Below are 12,337 nucleotides of genomic sequence, written 5' to 3'. Positions count from 1 at the left end.
AGCAAGCGCTAAACCATAAAAACTAGAGTGGCTAATGTTACTTGTATAAAAATAAAGGGGACTGGCAAGCTTTACTAATGGCCAACTTAATTCCGTCCAGTTGATTCCCACAAGTTTACAATCCTTAAAGGAGACCTCTGAAAATTTACAAGCTGGAAACTTTGAGAGCGACAGCTCACATGATTCAAAATCACAGTCAGTAAACTTTACTTTACTGAAAACAACGCTAGAAAATTTACATTGTTTGAATTGACAATGTTGAAACTCAATCTGTTCAAGTTGAGCCTCTTCCAATGTAATATTGGTGAATTTTTTATCAAAATACATTTTAAGATCAAATACAACCATACAAACTATTCCATAAACTTAGTAATACTTAATTTTAGATTTAAAGCGTCAGAATAATAATAAACCACTCAGTCTAACTGCTAAAACCACTCCCCGCCAAAGGCTGATCTGCCGAATTCTAAGCAAATTGCCATAAAATAGCCAAAGTAGCCTTGATCAAACTTAAATCGCACAACAAGCATAGCACTATTGTTTTTCCTGAAACGTACTCTTATTATTTGCACATAAGAAAGAACCATCATAAGACCATTCTTGTGATGTTAATGTTAGCAGGCAGCGCGATTACTTAAGATAATAATGGTATCTAGAACATCATATATCACTTCGATAGATGATTAATGACGATCTAGTTCGCTCCAAACGCTGCGATCTTTAGTTTGAATCAGGGAGGAATCATGTTCTATAGGATTTTGTTTCTTTTAACCATTCCCTTTTTATCATTTGCTGATCCCGCCCCCTTCGGCTTAGAAATAAATAAAACCACTCTTCCGGAAGCTCGCAAGCTATATTCATTAGCGCTCGCCTCTAAAAATAAAGAGAGCAAAACAAAAACTTATCAAATTGATACCAGAAAAATTAATTTCAAAGGATTGCTCTCTCTTCAGGCAACCTTCAATGAAAAAGAGATCTTGGTGGCTGTCCATGGAACCATGGAAAAAACAAATTTCGACAGGATGTTGACTACTCTCGATAACAAATATGTTTTGGTAACAAAAAACGTTCCTCCTGTGGGTAACAAAGAAGCAAAACTTAAAGATCATAATACCATTATTTTCATTGAAGCTTCGCAGCGTAGCATGCAAATGGCCTTTCTTTATATGAATGAACAGATATGGAATAAAGCAGTAGCTACAATTGCCAAGAATGAAAAAATCAAAAATTACGGGAAAAACGCCAGGCATAGCTTTATTATCTTCGGGCTTTTTTTAAGAAACTCTTTGCCACTTACTTCTTTTTACCTCAGCGTTCGTATTTTGCATATGATCTCTCATTTGATCGTAACCACTCCTCTTCAAAATTACACACTCATCAATCAAAGTCCCGATGAAGAAATTAGACTGCAGCCCGAGCTTCGCTTCGTTTCACCCAGGTCTTTTTTAAAGACCGTACAGCGTTAAGTAGATGGTCTTAAACCATTATCTTTCTATAATATTGTCTTAATATTTCTGCTGTATTATTGCGCTCATATTGAACTATTTAGTGAAAAATGATGCGAAATAATGACCACATTAAAAGCGAATTACTGTTAAGAAAAAACTTTTTATTTTTCAAGACTTACGAGACCATAAGAACACTCATTCTCATTAAAGATGTTTTTGGCTTTATACGGCGATAATATTAATGCCATGCATCATCTATCCACCGGGGAAAAACCCGGGTTGGTTAATCCCTCTGTTGCCATTTACAATTCCAATGATTTTCTTTTCACTTTCCCGAAAAATAAATTCATTTCTTGCAAAAATAAACCTTTTTCTGTTGGTGAATTTAATAACTATTTGTCAAATCTTTTAGACAGGCAATTAAGAGAAATTTTTGGAACAACTGTGATCTTAGTGCCCTATTTGCCAATGAGCGATACATTTGCACGAAGTCTTCGTGCATTGCAAGAATTTCAAGCCACCGCTCTCCACAACCCTTTTCGTAACCATGAAGTCAGAATTGTCAGCGAGAAAGAGTATATGGATCTAGAACAATTACCTGAAAATATTATTTATCTTTATTTAGAAGAAGAATCGCTTTACCAAGCTAAATTCTCATTGGCCGGCCAAATAATACTTTCCTCGTTTGAGCATTCTATAAATAATGACCTTGTTGATGAATTTGCTTTTTCGCTGGAGCCAGTCGATATTATCCTCAATTTTGCTTTGCTTGAGCGAGAGCGTGTTGTCGAAGCGGTGATAAGTCGAGACCAAATTACCAATTTAGTGAAACATATTGATTGCGGTACTCTAGCCACAAATCTTTACGATTTATTATCTCACTCGAAGAGGGAACTTAATACGGAAGGAAATCATCTTGATTTGCCCTATTTGCTTGATATTTTGCGTACCACAGAAGAGGAAGGAATACCATTTTTCAGTGTGGATGGCTTTGCTGGGCACGTCTTTACTATCCTGCCCGTCAATGATGAAATCGGTACTTCTGAGTATTGTATATTGCAATCAAACACTGCCAATGAATTACAAAGACAGAACGCCTATAACGGTAAGCAATGGGTTGAAAATAATAAAAGCGAACGCGTTTATACTTTGGAAACACTCGTGGATTTTTTCAATGAGTTTTATGACGCCGATACTCAAGACGACCGAAAAATAGCAATCTACGAAGAGCTTTTTTCATTGGCGCCGCTTAGTATTGAGGAAAAGAAAGCCATTTTATCGAAAGTTGAATCGGCCCCCATACACATTTATCTATGCCATTATCAACCCCAAACTGTTTCCCATAAAATTTCCACCAGATTATTGGACTTTCAGCCACCAGATATAACTAATCCCTTGTTGGTGGTGGGCTATTAAGCAAAGCATCGGCTCACAGCAATCAAGGAACTGTAGTTATCACTGAGTGCAATTCACGCGCCAAGCCCAAACTACTGGATCAAGAATGAATGATTGTGGTTACAATAACTAGTAATGATCGGCTGTGAGGAGCTCAGGTTGACAAAGATCGCGGAAGGATTTGCTGAACAGCAAATCCTCAAAATCTCGATAGGGATGACTTTTTTTATCAATTGCGGGGATCGCTTTTGGTCTATTGTCTGGTTCACTGGCCATTATATTTGACGGTATGTTTGACACGATTGATGCCTTCATGTCCATACTTGCTTTATTAGTTACTCGCCTCTTGACCAGTGAGGGTAATCGTCGCTTTCAATATGGCTACTGGCATGTTGAACCCATGGTTCTAGTTTTTAATGGTAGCATTCTTATTCTGCTTTCAGCTTATGCCCTAATCAACGCAATCGGCAGTTTTTTATCGGGTGGTCGAGAATTAAATTTTGATCTGGCTTTTTTTATCGCTTTACTAATGGCTGTTTTATCCATGTCCATGTATTTTTATGTGCACAAAAAAACCAAAAAATTAATTCTGAATTTTTAAGACTTGATGCCCATAGTTGGTTAATGTCTGGCACCATTTCATTATCCCTTTTAGTTGCATTTGGTATTGCTACCTTCATGGATGGAGGGCGGTACCAGTATCTTACACCTTACGTTGATCCACTCGTATTAGCCGTCCTGTCTACCTTTTTAATTTTTGTGCCAATGCCCACAGTAGCTAATGCAATGCGCGATATATTTCTCATCGCGCCTTTTGGGCTTGATGAAAAAGTGAGGCTTTTTTAGATCAACTGGTTGTGCGGTATGGTTTTAAAACATACGCCAGTTATGTAGCCAAAATAGGCCGTGCACAATTTATCGAAATACACATTGTTGTGCCTGCGAATTACCCTATCTCAAGTGTTGAAGAGTTAGATAGAATTAGGCGCGAAATAGCGGATGCGATGGGCGGAGATAGTCCACAACTTTGGATAACAATTGCTTTTACTACGAATGAAAATTGGATTTAAATAGTCATTGTAACCCGTGATTCCGGTGCTATGCTGCGCTGAACCATTAGCATCCACCAACTGGAATGCTTAGGAGTCAAAAGTATGTGGTCGCCGATCGTTAAAAATGATTTCTATCCTTTACTCAGGTTAGCATCCCCACTTGTCATAGCGGGCTTGGTAAGCGCATCTATAGGATTCTTTGAAACAGTATTTCTTGCTCATTTAAGTCACGAGGCAATGGCCGCTGGTGCTCTCGTTAGTTGGTTATTTGGCGTTTTTGTTGTCATTATATATGGCACTCTAAGCTCTATTAATGTTTTGGTAGCACACAAACATGGCGCCCAAGATATGCCCGCAGTGGCCAAGGTTATTCGCGATGGGTTATTGCTGGCTGTGTTGCTTTCTATTCCTGCCATTTTTTATTTTGGAATATGGCGCCTTTACTTCTATTCTTTGGGCAAAAACAATCATTGGCCTTGCTGACAGAACCTTATTTACACGCATTGACGTGGGGGTTATTACCTACTTTCATCGTTGTTGCGATCTTTGAATTTATTATCGGTTTGGGACATGGACGTGTAGTAATGCTATTTACAGCTTTGTCCGTTTTAGTGGCCTTGTTTTTTAGTTTTTCTCTCATTTTTGGAAAATTCGGGCTGCCCGCTTTAGGCATTGCTGGTGCTGGTTGGGGAACCACGATCAGTTACTGGATCATGGCCTTTGTTTTATCTACTTATGTGTTAATCAATAAACGTTACCAACTTTATTTTAACCATGTTTTTACTCGCGAGAGGCCTTCTTTTATTTGGGAGTTATTGAAAGTCGGATTCCCGATGGGAGTAATGTATTGCTTTGAAGTTGGTTTTTCTTTGCTTTAACCTTGGTTATGGGCTCCTTAAGTCCACAATTACTCGCTGCCAATCAAATTGCATTGCAATATATGGGAACGCTCATGAGTGTTATTTTTTCTGTTGCTCAGGCAGTAACTGTGCGTATGGGACATTTAATTGGAGCCAATGAAATTGCTGCCGCAAAGCATGCCAATTACGCAGGTCTTTGTATTTCTATCAGCGTTATGAGTTTATTTGCCATAATTTATTGGCTATGGCCGAACCTATTAATTTCCATCGATTTGGATGTGAAAACCCGCAAAACGCGCTCATCATCAGTTACACAAAACAGTTATTTGCCGTAAGTGCCGTATTTCAATTATTAGAAGCAACACGAATTACTTTATTTGGTGCCTTACGCGCTTTAAAAGATACCCATTTTACCTTAATCACCTCAATCATCAGTTTCTGGGGAATTGCCTTACCTGCTGGGTACTTGCTTGCAACTCGATTCGATTTGGGTGGTGTTGGCTTATGGTCTGGAATGGCAATAGGTGCTGGATTCAGTATGTCCCTGTTGTTCTGGCGTTTTAATAAAAAATAAAGGCGAGAATGGATTTGGGAAATTAGTTATACTTCCTCGACATCGTTTTTACGAAGCGACAAATGGACAAATTCGAGAAAATTATTCTAACCGAATTAGCTGGTGGCAGTATGTTGCGTGTCACCAAAAAATTAACTGCGGAAGGTGTTATTCAACAGCGTGATAACTTCTGTTATTTAAAAATTGATGACGACTACATTCATCTAACTCATCCTCTCCTGAATGAACATGGCGTCATTGAAAAACCGGCTTACTTTATCCCCCCTGACGATGTTGGCGCGCATATTTCTATTATTTATCCAGAAGAAAATAAAATTCCGCAAATAGCGATCGAACAAAAACATCATTTTTCAATTTGCGGATTACTGAAAGCCCGTTATGGCTTAAAAGAATATTTCGCCCTTGTTGTGAACTCTCCTTCTCTGGCCGCTTTTCGACAAAAACATCATCTTGCAGCAAGACCAACCTTTAAAAGCCAGGAAGTTTTTTTCATATTACGATTGGCGTCAGGGATTGTATTGAAAATGCTATTAGCTCGCCTCCAAGCGAATAGAATCATCAGAAATATCTTATAGTTATGGATGAAGTTAGGAATAATGACTTACCTTAATGACTAATAATTCCTTAATTTGTATTATTTATGATATAATAAACCCTCCAAAAGCCTACTTAACAAAAAGTACTTTTTTATGCAAACCGAACGCTATCGGCAAATCGCTAACATCGCCAATAACTTTACTGCCTCGCTAAAAGAAGAAGCGCGTTCGGCCAATTCCACCACTGCTGAAATTGCTAATCACTTAAACACCGATCTAAGCCCCTCGGCCTAAAAGTTTATTTTTATTTAAAAAATCTACGCCTAAAAAGATTGTGGGTGCACTAAATTAATCAATAAATTGAGGTTTTTTGTGGCTAATTTAATCAATGAAGAATTACATAATTTACTCATCGAAAAACAAGCTCTAATTCAAGACCCTATTGCGGCACCACGCAGTTACTCAAGTCTTAAAACACAAACGATTCAGCAAGAACTTCGTGATGAAATTGAAGCGTTAATAAAACTTTTTGGAGAGGGCTTAGAGACTTTTCGCCAAGGTTTTTTAGATCGTTGTAAAAAACGTGCCGAACAAAATGCCGATACTTGTTTAAGCCTGTTTGCCATGCCGAATGGGGAATGCAATCAATTGTATTGGCAAATTGCTGAGCGCCTGTTTGAGCCCAAGACCATGGGAGACATGTTGGGACTGTTACTTCCTAATAACACCATGTTGATTAGCTATGAAGTGACGGAGGAAACTCGCCAACAGTCTCTGCGCGAACGCGTAAAAAATCCAGTCTTTCATTTTGAGGCTAAAAATCTTGCCTGTTTAACTCAGGAACCTTCTCGTGCAGCCTTAAGCCAATTTGCCATAAGTGGCGGCCAGCTTTTTGATGTGACTGATCTCATACAATGGGAGTTTACTACCCATACAAAATTTTTTAACAGCCTCACCCAACAATATCCAGAATTAGCTGAAGCCCTTTATCAGCATAATGAAGCATTTAAAAAATTACGCCAAAATTTATTAGCAGTAAACAAAGGCCAATCACCACGAGAAGTCATTAAAGAATTCATCCAACAGTTTCTTTTAGGCGGCGAAACCTTAACCGGGGAAACCTATGCCAGTCTTGAGGCACAAAGAGCGGTAACCGATTTTTTGTCTATTTGGAATCGCTTCCCAGTACCCTTAAAGAAACCCTATTAGCGTTAGAAACACCATCCGGTATCTCATTAGACTACGTTTGTGAACATTTAAGAAATGAAAACTGTGTGGAGCAGGCTGCTGCCTACTTACAAGAAATTTTAAATCACAAGGATAATGCAGCTACCCTGGATACCAGACCTGATTTATCGCCAGAACAATTAGAGCGTATTCACAAATCGTATGGCAAGTCTCACGCCTTATCTTCCGTTAGTGATAGCCCCACTGCACTACCCTTAAACTACCTTAAGAAAAACCTGGAAGAATTGATTATTGAAGATATGCATGTCCTTTTAGATCTTCTCCTTGCCTTTCCTCCAAGTTATTACCCCTTATTGTTCAAATATGCACAAATTTCCTACGATGCCACTTCACTGGGAGAAATGATAGAAAGTGGTCTTTTTTTGGGTGAGCAACTAACCGCCATCAATCAATCCATTGTTGATAATATGGAAAAATTTGGTGGTTTTTCTGCCTGTTTGCAATTTGCCCTACATCATAAAAATGATGAATTAGTGAAACATCTTTTCTCTTTATTGGCGCAAGAGGAGCAGCCTGCTGCTTTTCTCATTGAGCAATTAGGTGGTTTTTCTGAAAGCCTGCGAATAGCCATAGCTCACAAAAACTATGAATTACTTAAATTAATTCTCACTTCGTTACCCCTTGAGGAGCGACTGACTGCACTCGTTGAAGCTAAACTCTCTGATGGCACCCCTATGTTGGCTTTCGCCACAGTTAGAATGCCATCACAATTCCATTGGATTTTGGAGTTGTTGCCCGAAGATCATCGTCTAACTGCAATCATAGAGAGACGTCCTACAGTTTTATACTTAACAGCAGAGGATCCTGGGGTCATAGGTACCACATTAAGCTTATTACCCGAGAAAGATCGACTCACTGCACTTAAAGCAGAGACAAGGGGAAAAAGTGGATTATCGCGAGGAGTCTTTCATATCGAAGTATTCAAAGTGATGTTGGCGCTCTTACCGCCGGCTGATCGCTTGAATGCCGTTACTGAAAGAATATTCTCCGACCACAATGCCCTTGAAGTAACATTGAGCAGGGAAGCATTTAAAGAAATATTGACTTGGTTGCCTGATATCGTCCTTCCTCCGGCAAACGCGGCTCACTCAGCCAAACAGAGTAAACAAATAGCAATACTTTATGATCAAATCCAACAGTTTAAAAATCATAGCTTGAATTTATATGATCAAGTTAATGATAGAGACACTGAGATAGCGGGCAAAAAGGCCATTTGCCTAGCGGTCAGTCTCGCCGCTTTTGCCAACCATTTTATTAACGCGCAAACCGATGCCGAGCAACAAACCGCACAAAGAAAATTTCTGCAAGAACTGCAACGGAGTGTGCCTACACAAGAACAGGCGCGATTGACCCCTGTTCTTGCCTATATTGCCATTACTGCGTTTGCTTATGCTCCAGTCTTGTCAGAAGAACTAAGGACTCTGATAGAAAATGGGTTCTTCAATAATGAACAGTTAGACACTCTTAACCAAACTATTTTTGAAAATATTGAACAACTGGGTGGTATTTCTGCAAGCCTGCAATTTGCCATAACTTATAAAAATTATGAGTTAGTGAAACTCATTCTTTCTTCATTACCGCCAGAGGAGCGGCTCACTGCCCTCCTTGAAACAAAGACCTCTGATAATGAGAATATTTTGCACTTTGCCAGCAGGCAGATACCAGAAGGCTTTAGCCTGATTTTAGAGCGATTACCGCCGGCTGATCGTCTTGATGCCGTCACTGCGGATCTTGTTAATGGCCAAATCCTCCTCAGGCGAATAATGATTAGAGAAGATTTTGAAACGGCGTTGAATTTATTGCCTGAAGTTCCAACTCCAGCGAATACAACCTACTCAGCTAAAAAGAATGCACAAATTTCAATGTTGTATAGCAATATTAATCAATTAAAAACTACGGTCTGGAATTATATAACCTGCCGAATGACAAGACAGCTGAAGCAGAGGGTAAAAAAGCGCTTTGTTTAGCAATCAGTCTAAGCCACTTCGCCAGCAAATTCATTCATGCCCAAAATGAAGAAGAACAACGGGCTGCACAAAGAACGTTTCAGAGAGCATTACAGCAAAGCATGTTCGATATGCAACACCGAGCACTTTGGAAACCTATTCTCGCTAATATCGCCATTGCGGCTACAGGTCTTGGCCTGCTGGCCATTATTGGGAAACTATACTTAACCAAAAGCGCCTTCTTTATGCAAACCGAACGCCATAAGCAAATCGATAAAATTGCCAGCAACTTTGTTAGCTTGCAAATGGAAGATGCCCCACCTCTAGTGCCTCCCTACACTTAAGATTTGTTTTGCAAATTATCTGGCACTTATTGTATTAAAAATCCCTCATCGGATTAATCAGTTACAATCACCGGGCTTCACAGAGGCCCGGCCTAATTCAGCGCCGTTTTTATCATCATAAATAGCAGAAAAAATTATCCCTTGATTAATATAACGACTTAAATCCTCGTCGCTGCATACTTCTTTTATTAATTCAGGTTTAATATTTTCATTAAAATAATTTAAATCAATGCTTGATTTATCTGCTTTCAGTAACCGATAACTGTAGGTAATTGTTTTGTTATCAAATGAAATCGCGTAAATTTCGGTGTCGGAATCAATTTTGCTCGGTAAGCTTTTCTGGATCTGGGTGACTTCCATTTTTATTTTATCGGACAAGCTGGTCCTAAAGAATAAATTAACCAATAAAACAGCATTCACAATCAGTAGAACAGCACCCGAGATTACTGCCAGTTTGGCAAGCCAGCGCCAGAGTCTACGCCCATTGTATTTATTACTGCTTCGCCAAATCGCAACGTAAATCAGCGGGAAATAAATGAAAGGAAATATAAGATAGAGATAAAAAACCACTCTATATAAGATGCTGTTGCTAATTGAAAGTAATATTTTTCAATTAAACGCCCTATTCCTTTATAAATGATCGCCGGGATCATGCCGAAAACCCAATAGGTAATAACCAGCCGAACATTCCCTTTTAATAACTCTCGCATGATCTTATTGCTCCAGCATTTCAATAATCAGATGATTAAGTTCTACTTCGTGTTGAAACGCATTTTCCACTATCTCTCGTGAATACTCTTTTTGGCTTGGGAGCATAATGAAAACCTCACGTTTAGGATTATAAAGGGCGTGTATTACCCCATACTCAAATGTATTTATGGTATCGGTTTGCGGAGAACATTTGTGCTTTAGCCATTTTTTAAAGTTTTCATGCTCAGTCATTATCTTTTCCTTGAATTAGAGCCACAAACTAACTATAGAATAAAGGCAAACAGTTGGCACTTGAAATCATCTGTGATAAAAGATTTGTCGATTAGCTAACTTTGTTCCAATTTATTAAGGAAAAAATGAACCCGGCTATTTCAATGTACAGTGCTTCAATTCCAGTCTTTAAACAATTACTGAACTCATTAACTACCATTTTGGATAAAGCCCAAACCCATCTTGTCAGCAGTGGCATGGCCGCTGACGCCCTGCTGCAAGCAAGCTTGTTTCCGGATATGTTCGACTTTACTCGTCAAATTCAAATTGCAACCGATTTCGCCAAAGGCGTAGCTGCCCGTTTGGCTGGCTTAGAAGTACCTGCTTATGAAGATAATGAAGATAGCTTTGAAGCGTTACAAGCCCGCATTGAAAAACCCTTCAATTTATCGCGTCTATTAAGCCCGAACAAATCAATGGCAGTGAAGAAAAAGAAATTACCATTCGCCCTGGAACCCCGAAAGAAAGAACCTTTGATAGCCAGACCTATCTCTTACACTATGGCCTGCCACAGTTTTTCTTTCACGTGACAACCGCTTACGGCATCTTAAGAAATCAAGGTGTTGAAATAGGAAAGATGGATTACATGGGACAGATTCCGTAGGTATTTGCCATTTTCACGCCCACTTTTCTCAAATGCCATTTCCAGATAGAGTAGAAATGGATTTAAAAGGGAGAAGCCTATGTACCATTTTTATCGCACTCTTTTAATCACGACGGTTTGGCTTTCCCTATTGGCCGTACCTTATATGCTTGTTACGTATGCCTGTTACGCGGGTTTATGTGGCGGTGCCGCGACAGCAGAAATTAGAAGCGAGTATCCTCACTATATTTCAATCATCGGCCATTCTATCTGGCTCTATCCACTGATCGCTTTTTATGCACTCTATCACTCACGCAAACTGGCGGAAAACGCTTATCGCTCTACAGCCATCTTATGGCTTCCTCTGCTTTGTCTACTCCCTTTTAGTTACGTGATGCACAAAACCAATGCGATAGAGGCTAAAGAGACACGGCAGCAAGAAGCTTACTATGGTGCTCAGCCTAACGATTTTGTTTGCGCCCCCGGCAAATTTATTCGCCTTGACCCCTCGCAACCCGAGCACTCCTATTTTTTTATGAGAACTCCCGATGGAAAAGGCTCAACCGTCTCTTATTTTTATAACACGGACGAGTTGAACGCGTTTTTAAAAAACAACAAGATTGATGGTTCGCAATGTAAAAACCAACAGGGTATTTTGTTCAGCGATTTTATTAAGCCTAAACACTGAGGATCGGCAGGATAATCGGGCACGTCAAGTAAACAAAACTACGTTTTGCGTTTTATACGTCCAATTAACCTTGAGTTTTCGTTAACAGATACGTAATTTAGACAGTTTGAATCGGGTTTTGCCCCTAGGCCATCATGAAAAATAATGCACAACAATCACTAACCCAATTTATCGTTAGTCTTTTAAAGCCCTATAAAATTTATCTGGCGATTTTTGCTTTTGTCGCTCTCTTTTGGGCAATAACAAATACCGTGTTGCCCTATATTCTTAAAATCATTATTGATAAAGCGGTAGCAGCGGCTGGCGATCGCTCAGCCTTTGCCGTCATTCAGCCTTATATTTTCTTATACATCGCAGTATGGATAGGCTTATGCCTTGATATGCGTCTCTTGGATTGGGTCAAAATGAAGTTGTTCCCTAATCTTCGCCAAGACACTATGGAAAAGATGTTTGCTTATCTAAATCAACATTCCCACCAATATTTCCAAAACAATTTTGCCGGCAGTTTAATTAATAAAATTTCTGATATGCAGGGCGGAATTATTGAGATTCTCACGACGCTCGATGATATGTATGCCCAATCATTAGGGCTTATTATCGCGATTGCTACTTTGCTGCTAATCCATCCTGTCTTTGCCTTCATTTTAGTTGCCTGGGTCATTTCTTTTCTACTGATAACCTT

Annotated in this window: 15 protein-coding genes and 4 pseudogenes; 15 read left to right on the top strand and 4 right to left on the bottom strand. The window is 39.3% G+C overall.

Annotation, left to right across the window (positions count from 1 at the left end):
• Positions 1 to 348, bottom strand: a 348-nt coding sequence (locus tag BN58_RS03865; protein WP_019215723.1) for a pentapeptide repeat-containing protein, incomplete at its 3' end; no start/stop codon positions are given.
• A 395-nt stretch (positions 349 to 743) separates the two neighbouring features.
• Here BN58_RS03865 and BN58_RS03855 point away from each other — a divergent pair.
• The 12 genes and pseudogenes from BN58_RS03855 (at position 744) to BN58_RS03790 (ending at position 9,403) form a co-directional block, all read left to right on the top strand.
• On the top strand, positions 744 to 1,466 hold the full coding sequence (locus BN58_RS03855) for a hypothetical protein (protein WP_019215721.1): 723 nt from the start codon (positions 744 to 746) through the stop codon (positions 1,464 to 1,466).
• A gap of 192 nt (positions 1,467 to 1,658) precedes the next feature.
• Entirely contained in the window at positions 1,659 to 2,864 is a 1,206-nt protein-coding gene (locus BN58_RS03850; protein WP_019215720.1) for a hypothetical protein, read from the top strand.
• A 235-nt stretch (positions 2,865 to 3,099) separates the two neighbouring features.
• Positions 3,100 to 3,689: pseudogene (locus tag BN58_RS37475) on the top strand (cation diffusion facilitator family transporter).
• Between the two features lie 11 nt (positions 3,690 to 3,700).
• On the top strand, positions 3,701 to 3,913 hold the full coding sequence (locus BN58_RS32670) for a hypothetical protein (protein ID WP_026069237.1): 213 nt from the start codon (positions 3,701 to 3,703) through the stop codon (positions 3,911 to 3,913).
• An 84-nt stretch (positions 3,914 to 3,997) separates the two neighbouring features.
• Positions 3,998 to 4,773, top strand: a pseudogene (locus tag BN58_RS37470) (MATE family efflux transporter).
• 8 nt (positions 4,774 to 4,781) lie between these two features.
• A complete protein-coding gene (locus tag BN58_RS32655; RefSeq protein WP_232220311.1) occupies positions 4,782 to 5,090 on the top strand; it encodes an MATE family efflux transporter in 309 nt (102 codons plus the stop codon).
• On the top strand, positions 4,994 to 5,329 hold the full coding sequence (locus tag BN58_RS32650; protein WP_232220310.1) for an MATE family efflux transporter: 336 nt from the start codon (positions 4,994 to 4,996) through the stop codon (positions 5,327 to 5,329). Before BN58_RS32655 ends, BN58_RS32650 begins: the two co-directional genes overlap by 97 nt.
• A 62-nt stretch (positions 5,330 to 5,391) precedes the next feature.
• Positions 5,392 to 5,904, top strand: a complete 513-nt coding sequence (locus BN58_RS21845; protein WP_019215717.1) for a hypothetical protein — start codon at positions 5,392 to 5,394, stop codon at positions 5,902 to 5,904.
• Positions 5,905 to 6,018: 114 nt separating this feature from the next.
• Positions 6,019 to 6,159 carry a hypothetical protein gene (locus BN58_RS30500; protein ID WP_019215716.1) on the top strand — a complete coding sequence of 47 codons (141 nt, stop codon included), beginning with the start codon at positions 6,019 to 6,021 and terminating at the stop codon, positions 6,157 to 6,159.
• Positions 6,160 to 6,237: 78 nt separating this feature from the next.
• The gene (locus BN58_RS03800) at positions 6,238 to 7,074 is read left to right on the top strand and encodes a hypothetical protein (RefSeq protein WP_019215715.1); all 837 of its coding nucleotides are present in this window, start codon (positions 6,238 to 6,240) and stop codon (positions 7,072 to 7,074) included.
• Positions 7,035 to 9,080 (top strand): hypothetical protein, encoded by a 2,046-nt coding sequence (locus tag BN58_RS03795; protein WP_019215714.1) that lies wholly within the window; start codon positions 7,035 to 7,037, stop codon positions 9,078 to 9,080. Before BN58_RS03800 ends, BN58_RS03795 begins: the two co-directional genes overlap by 40 nt.
• Positions 9,081 to 9,181: 101 nt before the next feature.
• A complete protein-coding gene (locus tag BN58_RS03790; protein ID WP_026069234.1) occupies positions 9,182 to 9,403 on the top strand; it encodes a hypothetical protein in 222 nt (73 codons plus the stop codon).
• 57 nt (positions 9,404 to 9,460) lie between these two features.
• Here BN58_RS03790 and BN58_RS03785 read toward each other — a convergent pair whose 3' ends face one another.
• The 3 genes from BN58_RS03785 to BN58_RS03780 all read right to left on the bottom strand — a co-directional run bounded on the left by BN58_RS03785 (position 9,461) and on the right by BN58_RS03780 (position 10,345).
• The gene (locus BN58_RS03785; protein ID WP_156812345.1) at positions 9,461 to 9,823 is read right to left on the bottom strand and encodes a hypothetical protein; all 363 of its coding nucleotides are present in this window, start codon (positions 9,821 to 9,823) and stop codon (positions 9,461 to 9,463) included.
• A 101-nt stretch (positions 9,824 to 9,924) separates the two neighbouring features.
• Positions 9,925 to 10,113 (bottom strand): hypothetical protein, encoded by a 189-nt coding sequence (locus tag BN58_RS32645; protein ID WP_156812344.1) that lies wholly within the window; start codon positions 10,111 to 10,113, stop codon positions 9,925 to 9,927.
• Positions 10,114 to 10,117: 4 nt separating this feature from the next.
• Positions 10,118 to 10,345, bottom strand: coding sequence for a hypothetical protein (locus BN58_RS03780; RefSeq protein ID WP_019215711.1), 228 nt, complete (start codon positions 10,343 to 10,345; stop codon positions 10,118 to 10,120).
• Between the two features lie 125 nt (positions 10,346 to 10,470).
• Here BN58_RS03780 and BN58_RS21840 point away from each other — a divergent pair.
• From BN58_RS21840 to BN58_RS21835, 3 genes and pseudogenes are all read left to right on the top strand, one after another.
• Positions 10,471 to 10,988: pseudogene (locus BN58_RS21840) on the top strand (DUF1993 domain-containing protein).
• 79 nt (positions 10,989 to 11,067) lie between these two features.
• A complete protein-coding gene (locus tag BN58_RS03770) occupies positions 11,068 to 11,655 on the top strand; it encodes a hypothetical protein (protein WP_019215710.1) in 588 nt (195 codons plus the stop codon).
• Between the two features lie 134 nt (positions 11,656 to 11,789).
• Positions 11,790 to 12,337, top strand: a pseudogene (locus BN58_RS21835) (ABC transporter ATP-binding protein); the annotation flags it as partial.

This window comes from Legionella tunisiensis (genome assembly GCF_000308315.1).
Taxonomy (GTDB): domain Bacteria; phylum Pseudomonadota; class Gammaproteobacteria; order Legionellales; family Legionellaceae; genus Tatlockia; species Tatlockia tunisiensis.
The sequence above is the reverse complement of the archived record's forward strand: the minus strand, read 5'-3'. Positions and strand labels throughout refer to the sequence as shown.